Raw genomic sequence first — 16,037 nt, 5'->3', positions numbered from 1 at the left:
GCGGAGCGCCGCCCGGCCGGCTCCGACTAAGGTTTCAGCGCAGCCATGATCGCCTCGGGATCATAGGTGCGGATCAGGCTGCCATTCACGTCCAGGATCGGAATCCCGGCACCGCCCAGAGCGGTATAGGCCTTACGCGCCTCCGCGTCTTTCTCGATGTCGAACTCCCGATAGGGAATGCCCTTCTGATCGAGAAAGCGCCGGGTAGCCTTGCAGTAGCCGCACCAGTCGGTGGCGTACAGCACCACCCGGGCCTGGTTGCGGATTTCTTCGCTGACCACCGCTGAAGGGTTGAACAGCCGCTCGATCTTGCCCCAGTTCTGATAGACCACCACCACCAGCAGGATCAGCAGGAACTTCTTCAGTACTCCCTGGAGCATCAGTTGCGGCGCTTGAGCTGGTCGGTCAGTTGGGTCGGCAGGCCCTTGATGATCAAGGTCCCGGCTTCTTCGTCGTACTCGATCTTCGAGCCCAGCAGGTGGGCTTCGAAGCTGATGGACAGGCCCTCGGCGCGACCGGTGAAGCGGCGGAACTGGTTGAGGGTGCGTTTATCCGCAGGTATTTCCGGCGATAGCCCGTAATCCTTGTTGCGGATGTGGTCGTAGAACGCCTTGGGGCGGTCTTCGTCGATCAGTTCCGAGAGTTCTTCCAGGCCCATGGGTTCGCCAAGCTTGGCTTGGCTGCTGGCGTAGTCCACCAGGGTCTTGGTCTTTTCCCGGGCCGACTCTTCCGGCAGATCTTCGCTTTCGACGAAGTCGCTGAAGGCCTTGAGCAGGGTGCGGGTCTCGCCCGGACCGTCGACGCCTTCCTGGCAGCCGATGAAGTCGCGGAAGTACTCCGAGACCTTCTTGCCGTTCTTGCCCTTGATAAAGGAGATGTACTGCTTGGACTGCTTGTTGTTCTGCCACTCGGAGATGTTGATCCGAGCGGCGAGGTGCAACTGGCCCAGGTCCAGGTGGCGCGACGGGGTCACGTCCAGTTGGTCGGTCACCGCCACGCCTTCGCTGTGGTGCAGCAGGGCGATCGCCAGATAGTCGGTCATGCCCTGTTGGTAATGAGCAAACAGCACGTGGCCGCCCACCGACAGGTTGGATTCTTCCATCAGCTTCTGCAGATGCTCCACCGCCACCCGGCTGAATGCGGTGAAGTCCTGGCCGCCGTCCAGATACTCCTTCAGCCAGCCGCTGAAGGGGAAAGCGCCGGACTCGGGATGGAACAGGCCCCAGGCTTTGCCCTGTTTGGCGTTATAGCTTTCATTGAGGTCGGCGAGCATGTTCTCGATGGCCGCGGACTCTGCCAGTTCGGAGTCTCGGGCATGCAGAACTGCGGGGCTGCCGTCGGGTTTTTTGTCGATCAGGTGGACGATGCAATGACGGATCGGCATGGGCTTCTCGGCTGATTGAAGGGGGAGGGCGGACTCCCCGAAAAAGTGCCCAGTGTACCGCACCCGCTGGTTTTGGCGCGGTTTGCCAGGCGATGAACGGCCTGTCGGTAACGCTTATGCATTTTTTTACCGATTTAGAGCAATAAAGCTGACCAAATGGCTAGGTAGAGGCGGATATTTCCCCGTCTGTGTGCTAGTTTTGCCCCGTCTTACGCGATGTCTCAGCGTTAAGCGTGCATTCAGCATTTGTCGGGTCGAACCAAACCCTGATTTCGGTATCTATAACCCCGATCTGTCGTGGTTGTAACCGGGGTGCCAGATTCACAAGATCTGGCTCGATGGCTGACACTGCACTCTGCAATCCAAATGAATTTGATAGGGAAGGAACACCACAATGGCTATTACTAAAGACCAACTGATCGCTGATATCGCTGAAGCTATCGACGCGCCGAAAACCACCGCGCGTAACGCTCTGGACCAACTGGCCCAGATCGTTGCTGATCAATTGGAAAATGGCGGCGAAATCACTCTGCCAGGTATCGGCAAGCTGAAAGTGACCGAGCGTCCTGCCCGTACTGGCCGTAACCCATCGACTGGCGCTGCCATCGAAATCGCTGCCAAGAAAGTTATCAAGCTGGTTGTGGCTAAAGGCCTGACCGACGCTGTTAACAAGTAAGACTTGCAGTGAAACCGTGCTCAGAAGTTCTCCGGGCACGGTTTGTGTGACACCGATTCACGCAAAGTGAATCGTCTTTGAATCTCCCGCCTCTCTAGCTCTTCCTAACCCAGCGTTCCTGACTCCAGGCCTGTTGCTGTGCCTTGTCCTTGAAGGTCCAGGCGACGAAGCGGCTCTGTTTCTGTCCCTGGGACATCTCCACCACCTGGCTTTCCAGGGCGCCGGCCTTTTTCAGCGCGCTTTCAATCGCCGGCAGGTTCGAGGCCTTTGACACCAGGGTGCTGAACCACAGCACTTGCTGGCCGACGCCGGCGCTCTCGCTGATCAACTGGCTGACGAAACGGATCTCGCCGCCTTCGCACCACAGCTCCCGGGCCTGGCCGCCGAAATTCAGCACTGGCAGCTTGCGCTTGGGATCGGCCTTGCCCAGGGCTCGCCATTTGCGCTGGCTACCGCGGGTGGCTTCATCCAGGGAGGCGTGGAACGGCGGGTTGCACATGGTCAGGTCGAAACGCTCGGTGCTTTCCAGCAGGCCGTTGAGGATCTGCCTGGGATTGCCCTGCTGGCGCAGGCTGATGGCCTTGTTCAAGCCGTTGGCCTGGACGATGGCCTTGGCGGCGGCCAGGGCGGTGCTGTCGATGTCCGAACCGAGGAATTGCCAGCGGTAGTCGCTGTAGCCGATCAGCGGGTAGATGCAGTTGGCGCCGACTCCGACGTCCAGCACCCGTACCGCCGCGCCACGCGGGATTTCACCCTGGTTGTGGCTGGCCAGCAGGTCGGCGAGGAAATGCACGTAGTCGGCGCGACCGGGCACGGGTGGGCAGAGAAAGTCCGCCGGAATGTCCCAGTGGGCAATGCCGTAGAAGGCCTTGAGCAGGGCGCGGTTGAACACCCGCACGGCCGCCGGGTCGGCGAAGTCGATACTTTCCTTGCCGTAGGGATTGAGGATCACGAACTGCCCCAGTTCCGGGGTGCTCTTGATCAGTTGCGGGAAGTCGTAACGCCCCTGGTGACGATTGCGCGGATGCAGGCTGGCCTTTTCCCGGGGGGCGGCGTTTTTGGCCGGGGAGGCGGGTTTGGGCTTCTTGCGCGCAGGCTTTGGGGTGTTGGGGGCGGTCATGGGGGATCGATTCGGGGCTGGTTCAAAGTGGCGGGCATTGTCACACAGGAGCAACGGTAAGTTTCAAGCGGCGAGCGACAAGTGATGCAAGCGTGCCTTCTGGCTAGCTAGGACTGCGCGCATAAAAAAGGGAGGCCTGTATGGGCCTCCCTCTTTCACATCGCGCGAATCGCCGTTACAGGCTGGAGATCCGTGCGTGCTGCTCTGCCAGCTTGCCCAGAGCCTGTTCGGCTTCGGCCAGTTTGGCGCGTTCCTTCTCGATCACTTCGGCCGGAGCCTTGTCGACGAAGGAGGCGTTGGACAGCTTGCCACCCACTCGCTGCACTTCGCCTTGCAGGCGTTGGATTTCCTTGTCCAGACGGGCCAGTTCCGCACCTTTGTCGATCAGGCCGGCCATGGGCACCAGCACTTCCATCTCGCCCACCAGGGCGGTGGCGGACAGCGGCGCTTCGTCGCCGGCACCCAGCACAGTGATGGATTCGAGTCGGGCCAGCTTCTTCAGCAAGGCTTCGTTCTCGGTCAGGCGACGCTGGTCTTCGGTGCTGACGTTCTTCAGGAACAGGGCCAGGGGCTTGCCCGGACCAATGTTCATTTCCGCGCGAATGTTGCGAGTGCCGAGCATCAGGCCCTTGAGCCATTCGATGTCGTCTTCGGCGGCCTGGTCGATGCGGGCTTCGTTAGCCACCGGCCAAGGTTGCAGCATGATGGTCTTGCCGGTGCTACCGGCCAGCGGCGCCAGGCGCTGCCAGATTTCTTCGGTGATGAACGGCATGAACGGATGGGCCAGGCGCAGGGCCACTTCCAGTACCCGCACCAGGGTGCGACGGGTGCCGCGCTGGCGTTCAACCGGCGCGTTCTCGTCCCACAGCACCGGCTTGGACAGCTCCAGGTACCAGTCGCAGTACTGGTTCCAGATGAACTCGTACAAGGCCTGGGCGGCCAGGTCGAAACGGAACTGGTCGAGCTGACGGGTGACTTCGGCTTCGGTGCGCTGCAGTTGCGAGATGATCCAGCGGTCCGCCAGGGACAGCTCATAGGCCTCGCCGTTCTGACCGCAGTCCTCGCCCTTATCCAGCACGTAGCGCGCGGCGTTCCAGATCTTGTTGCAGAAGTTGCGGTAACCCTCGACGCGACCCATGTCGAACTTGATGTCGCGGCCGGTGGTGGCCAGGGAGCAGAAGGTGAAGCGCAGGGCATCGGTGCCGTAGCTGGCGATGCCGTCGGCGAATTCGGCGCGGGTCTGCTTCTCGATGGCTTTCTGCAGTTTCGGCTGCATCAGGCCGGTGGTGCGCTTCTGCACCAGGGTTTCGAGGTCGATACCGTCGATGATGTCCAGCGGGTCGAGGACGTTGCCCTTGGACTTGGACATCTTCTGGCCCTGGCCGTCGCGGACCAGGCCGTGCACGTACACGGTCTTGAACGGAACCTGCGGCGTGCCGTCTTCGTTCTTCACCAGGTGCATGGTGAGCATGATCATCCGGGCGACCCAGAAGAAAATGATGTCGAAGCCGGTGACCAGCACGTCGGTCGGGTGGAAGGTCTTGAGGAAGTCGGTCTGTTCCGGCCAGCCCAGGGTGGAGAAGGTCCACAGGCCCGAGCTGAACCAGGTGTCGAGCACGTCGTTGTCCTGCTGCAGGGCAACGTCCGGACCGAGGTTGTGCTTGGCTCGCACTTCGGCTTCATCGCGGCCGACATAGACCTTGCCCGATTCGTCGTACCAGGCCGGAATCCGGTGGCCCCACCACAGCTGGCGGCTGATGCACCAGTCCTGGATGTCGCGCATCCAGGAGAAGTACATGTTCTCGTACTGCTTGGGCACGAAGGCGATGCGGCCGTCTTCCACAGCAGCGATGGCAGGTTCCGCCAGCGGCTTGGTGGAGACGTACCACTGGTCGGTGAGCCACGGCTCGATGACGGTGCCGGAGCGGTCGCCCTTCGGTACTTTCAGGGCGTGGTCGTCGACGCTGACCAGCAGGCCGGCGGCGTCGAAGGCGGCCACGATCTGTTTGCGCGCTTCGAAACGATCCAGGCCCACGTACTCGGCCGGGATCTTGCCGTCGACGGTTTCGTTGAGGCTGCCGTCCAGGTTGAACACCTGGCAGGCCGGCAGCACGGCGGCGTTCTTGTCGAAGATGTTGAGCAGCGGCAGGTTGTGGCGCTTGCCGACTTCGTAATCGTTGAAATCGTGGGCCGGGGTGATTTTCACGCAGCCGGTGCCGAATTCAGGGTCGCAGTAGTCATCGGCAATGATCGGGATGCGCCGGCCGACCAGGGGCAGTTCGACGAACTTGCCGATCAGCGCCTTGTAACGCTCGTCTTCAGGGTTCACCGCAACGGCGGAGTCGCCGAGCATGGTTTCCGGACGAGTGGTGGCGACGATCAGGTAGTCGTTGCCTTCAGCGGTCTTGGCGCCGTCGGCCAGTGGATATTTCAGGTTCCACAGGAAGCCTTTCTCGTCGTGATTTTCCACTTCCAGATCGGAAATCGCCGTGTGCAGCTTGGTGTCCCAGTTCACCAGGCGCTTGCCGCGGTAGATCAGACCATCTTCGTGCAGGCGCACGAAGGCTTCCTTCACCGCTTCCGACAGGCCGTCGTCCATGGTGAAGCGCTCGCGGCTCCAGTCCACGGAGGAGCCCAGGCGGCGGATCTGGCGGCTGATGTTGCCCCCGGACTGATCCTTCCACTCCCAGACTTTCTCGAGGAATTTTTCCCGGCCCAGATCGTGGCGATTCTGGCCCTGGGCTTCGATCTGACGCTCCACCAGCATCTGCGTGGCGATACCGGCGTGGTCGGTACCCGGCTGCCACAGGGTGTTGCGACCCTGCATGCGGCGGAAGCGGATCAGGGCGTCCATGATCGCGTTGTTGAAGCCGTGGCCCATGTGCAGGCTGCCGGTGACGTTCGGCGGCGGGATCATGATGGTGTAGGAGTCGCCCGCGCCTTGCGGGGCGAAGTAGTTCTCGGACTCCCAGGTCTGGTACCAGGAAGTTTCAATGGCGTGCGGCTGGTAGGTCTTATCCATGCGCGGCGGGACCCTATTGGCATTTATTCAGGAAAAGCCGGGAAGTATAGCGGAGGGCGGCAGCAGCAAGCCACAAGCGGCAAGCGACAAGATGGCCATGCCCGGCTTTTGCGTGTGGCTTATGGTTTGCCGCTGGTGGCTGCTGCGAGCAGGCGTTCCAGGCGGGCGTCGAGGCGACGCTTGATCTCGGTTTCGATGTGCGGGGCGAAATCGTCGATCACGTCTTGCATGATCAGCTGGGCAGCGGCACGCAGTTCGGTATCCAGGTGCAGCAGGGCATCGGCGCTGTTGCTGGCAGGGGCAGGTTTGGCTGCGGGAGCGGTCGCTGGAGCTGGAGCTGGAGCTGGAGCTGGAGCTGGAGCAGGGGCTGGAGCAGGGGCTGGTGCCGTCACTTGAATTGGTGCCGGTGCCGGTGCAGCTTGCGGTTTGGCTTGCGCTGCGGGTGCAGCTTCGGTTTCGTCAGGTTGCTGGCTGCCGACCATGTCGAACAGCAGGGGGATTTGCACTTCGCCGCTCACGGTTTCGGTCAGCAGTGGCGGTTGCAGATTGTCATCGCCGAGCAGTTGACGGATCGACTCGAGGTCGTCCAGCAGATGCGCGGGTTTTTGCAGCGGGTTGGGAGTGTCCATCGGGTGCTCAGAGTCGCTGTAAACGGTGATCTTGCAGAGGATAGCCCTGTTCGCGATAGAAACGGAAACTCTCGCGGGCCGCCTGACGAATAGTCGGGTCTTCCACCACTACTTCGGCAATTCGGGCAAAGCGCGGTGCAAAGGCCGGTACTTTCAGGTCCAGGTTCACCAGCAGGTCGTTGTGTTCGCCAGGGTCCTGGCCCAAGCCCAGCACGATCAGGCCGTCGGCTTCGCTTTCTGCCGGGCCGTGGGGAACGAAGGCTTCGCCCTTGAAGCGCCACAGGCGGGCATCGAGTTCGTCCCGTTGTTGTGCGTCGCTGCAATGCAGGTAGATGCGATGGCCCATGCGCCAGGCCTTGTCGGTGAGCTTGCAGGCAAAATCCAGGCGCGCCGCAGGGTCCGCGCTGGGAAGAATGTAGAAGTCGACTTTGGTCATTGGGATTCCTGAGCCGGAAAGGGCGCCGCCTTCGAGCGACACCCTCCGCGGTCATGGTTTTCAGGCTTTGGCGCGGTCCAGCAGGTATTGGGTCAGCAGGGGGACGGGGCGGCCGGTGGCGCCCTTGTCCTTGCCGCCGCTGGTCCAGGCGGTGCCGGCGATATCCAGGTGCGCCCAGTTCAGGTTCTTGGTGAAGCGCGAGAGGAAGCACGCGGCAGTGATGGTCCCGGCCTTCGGCCCGCCAATGTTGGCGATATCGGCGAACGGGCTGTCCAGTTGTTCCTGGTACTCATCGAACAGCGGCAGTTGCCAGGCGCGGTCGTCGGCTTGCTGGCCGGCGCTGAGCAGTTGGCCGATCAACTCGTCGTTGTTGCCCAGCAGGCCGGACGTGTGGGCGCCCAGGGCGACCACGCAAGCACCGGTCAGGGTGGCGATGTCGATCACGGCCTGGGGCTTGAAGCGTTCGGCGTAGGTCAGGGCGTCGCACAGCACCAGACGGCCTTCGGCGTCGGTATTGAGGATTTCCACGGTCTGGCCGCTCATGGTGGTGACGATATCGCCAGGCCGTGCAGCGCCGCCGCTGGGCATGTTCTCGGCGCAGGCCAGGATGCATACCAGGTTGATCGGCAGTTGCAGTTCGAGCACGGCGCGCAGGGTGCCGAACACGCTGGCGGCGCCGCCCATGTCGTATTTCATTTCGTCCATGCCGGCGCCCGGCTTGAGGCTGATGCCGCCGGTGTCGAAGGTGATGCCCTTGCCCACCAGGGCAAACGGTTTCTCGGATTTTTTGCCGCCGTTGTATTGCATGACGATCAGGCGCGGCGGCTGGTCGCTGCCCTGGCCTACGGCATAGAACGAGCCCATGCCCAGCTCCTTGATCTTCTTCTCATCAAGGACTTCGACTTTCAGGCCCTTGAACTCCTTGCCCAGGGCCTTGGCCTGTTCACCCAGAAACGTCGGGTGGCAAACGTTCGGCGGCAGGTTGCCCAGGTCGCGGGTAAAAGCCATGCCTTTGGCGATGGCTTGGGCGTGGGTCACGCCGCGCTCGACTTCAGCCTGGGCGGCCTTGATGGTCAGCAGGGTGATTTTCTTCAGGGCGCGGGGTTCGGCTTTCTGGCTCTTGTAGCGATCGAATACGTAACCGCCGTCCACCAGGGTTTCGGCCAGCAGACGGGTCTTGCCATAGCTGTCGCGGCCTTTGACCACGACTTCGTCCAGAGCCAGCACGGCATCGCTGCCGCCCAGGCCCTTGAGGGTGGTAAGTACACCGCTGATGATCTTACGGAACGGGCGGTCGCCCAGTTCCTCATCCTTGCCGACGCCCACCAGCAGCAGGCGTTCCGCCTTCAGCTTGGCCACGCCGTGCAGCAGCAGGCTCTGGCCGACCTTGCCGGCCAGATCGCCGCGCTTGAGTACGGCGCTGATGGCGCCGCCGCTGAGTTCGTCGAGTTGCTTGGCCACGTTGCCGAGTTTGCGGCCTTCGCCGACGGCGACCACCAGGGTGGCGGTCTTCAACGTTTCCGGGCTAGCGCTTTTTACAACCAGTTCCATGTCTGGGTCCCTGAATGAATGGTCAAAGAGCGCAGGAAAGACTCCGGCGCGGGGCTTGTCTATATAGAAGAAGGCGTCGCGTGCTGCCGACGACAAAGCCGCCAGTTTGAACCTCGCCCGTTGCGGCTGACAACCCTCGTCTTGGCCAAGTTCGCTGCTTTAGAGCGTCGGGTGAGCATCCTCCGTGACAGGCGCGCGCAATCACAGGATAATGCGCCATCTTTTTTTCGGCGGCCCTGTCTCTGGGGCCGGCTCGATACGTTTGCTTGTTCGGCCGCCTTAGCCTGACAACCCTGGAGTGTCTGGTTTGATCGTCTTTCGTTATCTATCCCGCGAAGTCCTGTTGACCCTGAGTGCCGTGAGTGCGGTGCTGCTGGTCATCATCATGAGCGGACGCTTCGTCAAGTTCCTCGCACAAGCCGCCTCGGGCGCCCTGGACCCGGGCTCGCTGTTCCTGATCATGGGCTTTCGTCTGCCGGGCTTTTTGCAACTGATCCTGCCATTGGGACTGTTCCTGGGCATTCTCCTGGCTTACGGCCGGCTCTATCTCGAAAGTGAGATGACCGTGTTGTCGGCTACCGGCATGAGTCAGCAGCGTTTGCTGGGCATGACCATGATCCCGGCGGCCCTTGTGGCCCTGCTGGTGGCCTGGTTGAGCCTGAGTCTGGCGCCGCAGGGGGCCAATCAGTTCCAGTTGCTGTTGAACAAACAGGATGCACTGACCGAGTTCGACACCCTGGTGGCCGGGCGCTTCCAGGCGCTCAATGATGGTACTCGGGTGACCTATACCGAGCAGCTATCCGAGGATCGCACCAATCTTTCCGGAGTGTTCATCTCCGAAAAACGCCTGAGCCGGGAGAAAAAGGACCAGGGCATTTCGGTGCTGGTGGCCGAGAAGGGGCACCAGGACATTCGTCCCGATGGCAATCGCTACCTGATCCTGGAAAACGGCTATCGCTATGACGGCAATCCAGGTGAGGCCAACTACCGGGTGATCAAGTACGACACCTACGGCGTGCTGCTGGAGCGGCCGGATGTCAGCGACGAAGTCACCGATCGCGATGCCATGCCCACTGCTGATCTGATCGGCAAGGATGACCTGCGGGCCCGTGCCGAGCTGCAATGGCGCCTGTCTCTGCCATTGCTGGTGTTTATCGTGACCTTGATGGCTGTGCCGTTGTCTCGGGTCAACCCGCGCCAGGGCCGCTTCCTCAAGCTGATCCCGGCCATCCTGCTGTATATGGCGTACCTGACTATCCTGATCGCGGTACGTGGCGCCATGGAGAAAGGCAAGATCTCGCCAGCCCTGGGGCTGTGGTGGGTTCACCTGATGTTCCTGGCGATTGGTCTGGGTTTGATGTACTGGGAACCGTTGCGTTTGAAGATGGCGAGTCGTCGCGGCATGAAGGAGATGGCTCGTGGTTAAGCTCGATCGCTACATCGGTAGCAGTGTGTTCATGGCTATTCTCGCGGTCCTGGGGATCATCCTCGGGCTGGCTTCGCTGTTTGCCTTCATCGATGAGATGGGCAGTGTCAGCGATACCTACACCGTGATGGATGTGATGAGCTACGTGGCGCTCACTGCTCCGCGCCGGGTCTATGAAATGTTGCCGATGGCCGGCCTGATCGGCTGCCTGATCGGTCTTGGCTCCCTGGCCAGCAACAGCGAGCTGACCATCATGCGTGCTGCCGGCGTTTCTGTCGGTCGTATCGTCTGGGCGGTGATGAAGCCGATGCTGGTGCTGATGCTGGTGGGCGTGCTGGTGGGCGAGTACGTCGCGCCGGCCACCGAGACCCAGGCCCAGGCCAGTCGCGCCCTGGCCCAGGGTTCCGGTGATGCCCAGAGCTCCAAGCGCGGTCTGTGGCACCGCCAGGGCGAGGAGTTCATCCATATCAACGCAGTGCAGCCCAATGGCCTGCTGTATGGCGTGACTCGCTATCACTTCGATGACAGTCACCACATGTTGTCGTCGAGTTTTGCCCGTCAGGCACGGTTCCATGAGAACTACTGGCAGTTGACTGATGTCACCACCACCTATTTCCGTGACGGTCACACCGAGGTCATCAGCGTGCCTGATGAACGTTGGGATGTGGCCCTGAGTCCGCAACTGCTGAGCACCGTGGTCATGGCGCCGGAGTCCCTGTCCATCAGCGGTCTGTGGGGCTATATCCATTATCTGGCCGACCAGGGTCTGAACAATGGCCGCTACTGGCTGGCGTTCTGGGTCAAGGTGCTGCAGCCGTTGGTGACGGCAGCCCTGGTGCTGATGGCGATTTCCTTCATTTTCGGACCGCTGCGTTCGGTGACCCTGGGGCAGCGGGTATTCACCGGCGTATTGGTGGGCTTCACCTTCCGTATCGCCCAGGACCTGCTGGGCCCTTCGAGCCTGGTGTTCGGCTTCTCGCCGCTGTTCGCGGTGCTGGTGCCGGCGGGTATCTGTGCCATTGCCGGTTTCTGGCTATTGCGCCGAGCCGGCTGATTCATTGGCTCTACCAGGCGATTAGCGCAACGCCCCGGTCCTTGATCGGGGCGTTTTTGCATTTGACAAACGCTGATAGGCGAGCGTGACGCTCGTGCCGAGTATCAGGTACAATTCCCGGCTATTTTTCGGCGGGCCCTGCCTGCAGCCTTTTTGAGTGTTCATCCGTGAGTGATTTGAGTCATATCCGCAATTTCTCCATCATCGCCCACATTGACCATGGCAAGTCGACTCTGGCCGATCGTTTTATCCAGATGTGCGGCGGCCTGGCCGATCGCGAAATGGAAGCCCAGGTTCTGGACTCCATGGACCTTGAACGTGAGCGCGGGATCACCATCAAGGCCCACAGTGTCACCCTCTATTACAAAGCCAAAGATGGCATCACCTACCAGCTGAACTTCATCGATACCCCGGGCCACGTGGACTTCACTTATGAAGTCAGTCGCTCCCTGGCGGCCTGTGAAGGTGCTCTGCTGGTGGTGGACGCCGGTCAGGGTGTTGAGGCCCAGTCGGTAGCCAACTGCTACACCGCCATTGAGCAAGGCCTGGAAGTCATGCCGGTGCTGAACAAGATCGACCTGCCACAGGCCGATCCGGAGCGGGTCAAGGAAGAGATCGAGAAGATCATCGGTATCGATGCCACCGATGCCGTGACTTGCAGCGCCAAGACCGGCCTGGGCGTGGACGAGGTGCTTGAGCGCCTGGTCGCCACTATCCCGGCTCCTACCGGCAATATCGAAGACCCACTGCAAGCACTGATCATTGACTCCTGGTTCGACAACTACCTGGGCGTTGTGTCCCTGGTGCGTGTGCGTCACGGCCGGGTGAAGAAGGGCGACAAGATCCTGGTGAAATCCACCGGCAAGATCCACCTGGTGGACAGCGTCGGCGTCTTCAACCCGAAACACACCGCCACCACTGACCTCAAGGCCGGTGAAGTGGGCTTCATCATCGCCGGCATCAAGGACATTCACGGGGCACCGGTGGGTGACACCCTGACCTTGAGTTCGACCCCAGACGTGGAAGTACTGCCAGGCTTCAAGCGCATTCAGCCGCAGGTCTATGCCGGCCTGTTCCCGGTCAGCTCCGACGACTTCGAGGATTTCCGCGAAGCCTTGCAGAAACTCACCCTCAACGACTCGTCGCTGCAGTACACCCCGGAAAGCTCCGACGCCCTGGGCTTCGGCTTCCGTTGCGGGTTCCTCGGCATGCTGCACATGGAGATCATCCAGGAGCGCCTGGAGCGCGAATACGACCTGGACCTGATCACCACGGCGCCGACGGTGATCTTCGAGCTGCAGTTGAAGAACGGTGAAACGATCTATGTCGACAACCCGTCCAAACTTCCGGATCTGTCGGCGATTGAAGACATGCGCGAGCCGATCGTGCGGGCCAATATTCTTGTGCCGCAAGAGCACCTGGGCAACGTCATAACCCTGTGCATCGAGAAGCGTGGCGTGCAGCACGACATGCTGTTCCTTGGTAGCCAGGTCCAGGTGACCTACGATCTGCCGATGAACGAAGTGGTACTGGACTTCTTTGACCGCCTGAAATCCACCAGCCGCGGCTATGCTTCGCTGGATTACCATTTCGATCGCTACCAGTCGGCTAATCTGGTCAAGCTGGATGTATTGATCAACGGTGAGAAAGTCGACGCCCTGGCGTTGATCGTCCACCGTGACAACGCCCACTACAAAGGGCGTGCGTTGACCGAGAAGATGAAGGAACTGATTCCTCGGCAGATGTTTGACGTGGCAATCCAGGCCGCCATTGGCGGGCAGATTGTGGCGCGGACAACCGTCAAGGCGCTCAGAAAGAACGTACTGGCCAAATGCTACGGTGGCGACGTCAGCCGTAAGCGCAAGCTGTTGGAAAAGCAGAAGGCCGGTAAGAAACGCATGAAGCAAGTGGGCAACGTGGAAATTCCACAAGAAGCCTTCCTTGCCGTGCTCAGGTTGGATAGTTAGGTCCTATGTCACTAAATTTCCCGCTGTTGCTGGTCATCGCTGTCTTTGTCTGCGGTCTCTTGGCGTTGCTCGACCTGGTGTTTCTGGCACCGCGTCGGCGCTCGGCCATCGCCAACTATCAGGGCAGCGTCAGCCAGCCGGATGGGCTGGTGGTCGAAAAGCTGAGCAAGGAACCGCTGCTGGTTGAGTACGGCAAGTCGTTCTTTCCGGTGCTGTTCATCGTCCTGGTGCTGCGTTCGTTCCTGGTGGAACCGTTCCAGATTCCCTCGGGCTCGATGAAGCCGACCCTGGATGTGGGCGACTTCATCCTGGTGAACAAGTTTTCTTACGGGATTCGCTTGCCGGTGATCGACAAGAAAGTCATCGAAGTCGGTGATCCGCAGCGCGGCGATGTGATGGTGTTCCGCTACCCAAGCGACCCGAACGTCAACTACATCAAGCGTGTGGTCGGCCTGCCGGGCGATGAAGTGCGCTACACCAGCGACAAACGCTTGTTCGTCAATGGTCAGCCGGTGGCGGAGCAGTTGGTCGGGGCTGAACCCGGCACCCTGGGCAGCGCTGAGCTGTACAAGGAAAAACTCGGTGCCGCCGAGCACTTGATCCGCAAGGAAATGAGTCGCTATCGGCCCGCTCCGGACGGGCGCTGGGTGGTTCCCGCCGGGCACTACTTCATGATGGGCGACAACCGCGACAACTCCAACGACAGTCGCTACTGGGACGATCCAAGTATTCCCAAGGATCTGCTGGGCATGGTTCCCGACAAGAATATCGTCGGCAAGGCCTTCGCAGTCTGGATGAGCTGGCCCGAACCGAAACTCAGCCACCTGCCGAACTTCTCGCGGGTTGGCCTGATCAAGTAATCACACACGGCGCTGTTGAACACAGCGCCGAATGCTTTTCTGGCTCTTGTATAAAACGCCCTTGCCCTCGGGCATCGCGTAACAGCTTTGTGACCAGAAGCATGCAGTCAACGATATTCAGGATGTGGATTTGAACACAGCGTTAATTGCCACCCGCACCTCGTGCGCGGCCCCTAGGATGGTGAGTTTCGGCAACGAAATCAGCGTGGGTAAACCGTGAGCGTTTCTTTGAGCCGTCTCGAGCGTCAGCTCGGTTATACCTTCAAGGACCAGGAACTGATGCTTCTGGCCCTCACCCATCGCAGCTTTGCCGGGCGCAACAATGAACGCCTGGAATTCCTCGGTGATGCCATCCTCAACTTCGTGGCCGGCGAGGCGTTGTTCGAACGCTTCCCCCAGGCCCGCGAAGGCCAGCTGTCGCGTTTGCGCGCACGCTTGGTGAAAGGTGAAACACTGGCAGTACTGGCCCGTGGTTTCGACCTGGGCGAATACCTGCGCCTGGGCTCCGGCGAATTGAAGAGCGGCGGTTTCCGTCGTGAGTCGATCCTGGCCGATGCCCTGGAAGCCCTGATTGGTGCGATCTACCTGGACGCCGGCATGGAAACCGCCCGTGACCGCGTGTTGTCCTGGCTGGCCTCGGAGTTCGAGAGCCTGACCCTGGTGGACACCAACAAGGACCCCAAGACCCGGCTGCAGGAGTTCCTCCAGTCTCGCGCCTGTGAACTGCCACGCTACGAAGTGGTGGATATCCAGGGCGAACCGCACTGCCGGACATTCTTCGTTGAATGTGAAGTCACCTTATTGAATGAAAAAAGCCGAGGTCAGGGTGTGAGCCGTCGTATTGCCGAACAGGTAGCGGCCGCCGCAGCACTGATTGCCCTGGGCGTGGAGAATGGCCATGACTGATTCAACCGCAACACGCTGTGGCTATGTCGCCATCGTCGGCCGCCCCAATGTGGGCAAGTCGACGCTGCTCAACCACATCCTCGGCCAGAAGCTGGCGATCACCTCGCGCAAGCCCCAGACCACTCGTCACAACATGCTCGGCATCAAGACCGAAGGCGCCATCCAGGCGATCTACGTCGACACCCCCGGCATGCACAAGAGCAACGAGAAGGCGCTGAACCGCTACATGAACAAGACCGCTTCGGCGGCCTTGAAAGACGTGGACGTGGTGATCTTCGTGGTGGACCGCACCAAGTGGACCGACGAGGACCAATTGGTCCTTGAGCGCGTGCAGTACGTGCAGGGGCCGGTGATCCTGGCGATCAACAAGACCGACCGCATCGAGGACAAGGCCGAGCTGATGCCGCACCTGGCCTGGCTGCAGGAGCAACTGCCGAACGCCGAGATCGTGCCGGTTTCCGCGCAGCAGGGGCATAACCTCGAAGCCCTGGAAGGCCTGATTGCCAAGCATCTGCCGGAGAACGACCACTTCTTCCCGGAAGACCAGATCACCGACCGCAGTTCCCGCTTCCTGGCGGCCGAGCTGGTGCGCGAGAAGATCATGCGCCAGCTGGGTGCCGAGCTGCCGTACCAGATCACCGTGGAAATCGAAGAGTTCAAGCAGCAGGGCAAGACCCTGCATATTCATGCCTTGATTCTCGTCGAGCGCGACGGACAGAAGAAAATCATCATTGGCGACAAGGGTGAACGGATCAAACGCATCGGCATGGAAGCGCGCAAGGACATGGAGCTGCTGTTCGACTCCAAGGTCATGCTCAACCTCTGGGTCAAGGTCAAGGGCGGCTGGTCCGACGACGAGCGCGCCTTGCGCTCCCTGGGCTACGGCGACCTCTGACGCCCTTCGCCGGCCAGCCGGCTCCTGCAGCGCCCTGTAGGAGCCGGCTGGCCGGCGAACAGTTCCAACACTTCTTTCGGACCCGGTTCCCTCTCTGCCCCTGAGATCCCT

General features: G+C 60.9%; 14 protein-coding genes. 7 read left to right on the top strand and 7 right to left on the bottom strand.

The features are described 5' to 3' along the window. Window positions 1-26: 26 nt before the first annotated feature. A complete protein-coding gene (locus Q8O96_RS13210; RefSeq protein WP_305948924.1) occupies window positions 27-380 on the bottom strand; it encodes a glutaredoxin family protein in 354 nt (117 codons plus the stop codon). Further along, window positions 380-1,384: a nucleoid-associated protein YejK gene (gene yejK / locus Q8O96_RS13205; RefSeq protein ID WP_060837659.1), complete on the bottom strand. Its 1,005-nt coding sequence runs from the start codon at window positions 1,382-1,384 to the stop codon at window positions 380-382. Before yejK ends, Q8O96_RS13210 begins: the two co-directional genes overlap by 1 nt. Before the next feature lie 394 nt (window positions 1,385-1,778). On the opposite strand from yejK, the gene Q8O96_RS13200 reads away from it, so the two are divergent. Then, window positions 1,779-2,060, top strand: a complete 282-nt coding sequence (locus Q8O96_RS13200; protein WP_003440137.1) for an HU family DNA-binding protein — start codon at window positions 1,779-1,781, stop codon at window positions 2,058-2,060. Between the two features lie 94 nt (window positions 2,061-2,154). Here the strand turns inward: Q8O96_RS13200 and rlmF are convergent, their stop codons facing one another. The 5 genes from rlmF to Q8O96_RS13175 form a co-directional block, all read right to left on the bottom strand. Beyond that, entirely contained in the window at window positions 2,155-3,180 is a 1,026-nt protein-coding gene (rlmF, locus tag Q8O96_RS13195; RefSeq protein WP_207167103.1) for a 23S rRNA (adenine(1618)-N(6))-methyltransferase RlmF, read from the bottom strand. 175 nt (window positions 3,181-3,355) lie between these two features. After that, entirely contained in the window at window positions 3,356-6,202 is a 2,847-nt protein-coding gene (locus tag Q8O96_RS13190) for a valine--tRNA ligase (RefSeq protein ID WP_102861270.1), read from the bottom strand. A 119-nt stretch (window positions 6,203-6,321) separates the two neighbouring features. Further along, on the bottom strand, window positions 6,322-6,831 hold the full coding sequence (locus tag Q8O96_RS13185) for a DNA polymerase III subunit chi (RefSeq protein WP_305948923.1): 510 nt from the start codon (window positions 6,829-6,831) through the stop codon (window positions 6,322-6,324). Window positions 6,832-6,838: 7 nt separating this feature from the next. Next, window positions 6,839-7,267: a DNA polymerase III subunit chi gene (locus tag Q8O96_RS13180; RefSeq protein WP_102861272.1), complete on the bottom strand. Its 429-nt coding sequence runs from the start codon at window positions 7,265-7,267 to the stop codon at window positions 6,839-6,841. A 60-nt stretch (window positions 7,268-7,327) separates the two neighbouring features. Continuing rightward, the gene (locus Q8O96_RS13175) at window positions 7,328-8,818 is read right to left on the bottom strand and encodes a leucyl aminopeptidase (RefSeq protein ID WP_250329124.1); all 1,491 of its coding nucleotides are present in this window, start codon (window positions 8,816-8,818) and stop codon (window positions 7,328-7,330) included. Window positions 8,819-9,125: 307 nt separating this feature from the next. Here Q8O96_RS13175 and lptF point away from each other — a divergent pair, with 307 nt between their 5' ends. From lptF to era, 6 genes are all read left to right on the top strand, one after another. Further along, window positions 9,126-10,244: an LPS export ABC transporter permease LptF gene (gene lptF / locus Q8O96_RS13170; protein ID WP_305948922.1), complete on the top strand. Its 1,119-nt coding sequence runs from the start codon at window positions 9,126-9,128 to the stop codon at window positions 10,242-10,244. Further along, window positions 10,237-11,298 carry an LPS export ABC transporter permease LptG gene (gene lptG, locus Q8O96_RS13165; RefSeq protein ID WP_102861275.1) on the top strand — a complete coding sequence of 354 codons (1,062 nt, stop codon included), beginning with the start codon at window positions 10,237-10,239 and terminating at the stop codon, window positions 11,296-11,298. Before lptF ends, lptG begins: the two co-directional genes overlap by 8 nt. A gap of 167 nt (window positions 11,299-11,465) precedes the next feature. Beyond that, window positions 11,466-13,265, top strand: a complete 1,800-nt coding sequence (gene lepA, locus Q8O96_RS13160) for a translation elongation factor 4 (protein WP_102861276.1) — start codon at window positions 11,466-11,468, stop codon at window positions 13,263-13,265. 5 nt (window positions 13,266-13,270) lie between these two features. Then, window positions 13,271-14,125, top strand: coding sequence for a signal peptidase I (lepB, locus tag Q8O96_RS13155; protein WP_102861277.1), 855 nt, complete (start codon window positions 13,271-13,273; stop codon window positions 14,123-14,125). A gap of 216 nt (window positions 14,126-14,341) precedes the next feature. Continuing rightward, window positions 14,342-15,031 (top strand): ribonuclease III, encoded by a 690-nt coding sequence (gene rnc, locus Q8O96_RS13150; RefSeq protein ID WP_102861278.1) that lies wholly within the window; start codon window positions 14,342-14,344, stop codon window positions 15,029-15,031. After that, window positions 15,024-15,926: a GTPase Era gene (gene era, locus Q8O96_RS13145; RefSeq protein ID WP_016967829.1), complete on the top strand. Its 903-nt coding sequence runs from the start codon at window positions 15,024-15,026 to the stop codon at window positions 15,924-15,926. Before rnc ends, era begins: the two co-directional genes overlap by 8 nt. Window positions 15,927-16,037 lie beyond the last annotated feature (111 nt).

The organism is Pseudomonas sp. LPH60 (genome assembly GCF_030718165.1).
GTDB classification, from domain to species: Bacteria; Pseudomonadota; Gammaproteobacteria; order Pseudomonadales; family Pseudomonadaceae; genus Aquipseudomonas; species Aquipseudomonas danubii.
The sequence above is the reverse complement of the archived record's forward strand: the minus strand, read 5'-3'. Positions and strand labels throughout refer to the sequence as shown.

Coding starts and splice junctions, on each gene's coding strand:
- Q8O96_RS13210 (WP_305948924.1), bottom strand. CDS start 380: ATGCTCCAGGGAGTACTGAAGAAGTTCCTGCTGATCCTGCTGGTGGTG.
- yejK (WP_060837659.1), bottom strand. CDS start 1,384: ATGCCGATCCGTCATTGCATCGTCCACCTGATCGACAAAAAACCCGAC.
- Q8O96_RS13200 (WP_003440137.1), top strand. CDS start 1,779: ATGGCTATTACTAAAGACCAACTGATCGCTGATATCGCTGAAGCTATC.
- rlmF (WP_207167103.1), bottom strand. CDS start 3,180: ATGACCGCCCCCAACACCCCAAAGCCTGCGCGCAAGAAGCCCAAACCC.
- Q8O96_RS13190 (WP_102861270.1), bottom strand. CDS start 6,202: ATGGATAAGACCTACCAGCCGCACGCCATTGAAACTTCCTGGTACCAG.
- Q8O96_RS13185 (WP_305948923.1), bottom strand. CDS start 6,831: ATGGACACTCCCAACCCGCTGCAAAAACCCGCGCATCTGCTGGACGAC.
- Q8O96_RS13180 (WP_102861272.1), bottom strand. CDS start 7,267: ATGACCAAAGTCGACTTCTACATTCTTCCCAGCGCGGACCCTGCGGCG.
- Q8O96_RS13175 (WP_250329124.1), bottom strand. CDS start 8,818: ATGGAACTGGTTGTAAAAAGCGCTAGCCCGGAAACGTTGAAGACCGCC.
- lepB (WP_102861277.1), top strand. CDS start 13,271: ATGTCACTAAATTTCCCGCTGTTGCTGGTCATCGCTGTCTTTGTCTGC.
- era (WP_016967829.1), top strand. CDS start 15,024: ATGACTGATTCAACCGCAACACGCTGTGGCTATGTCGCCATCGTCGGC.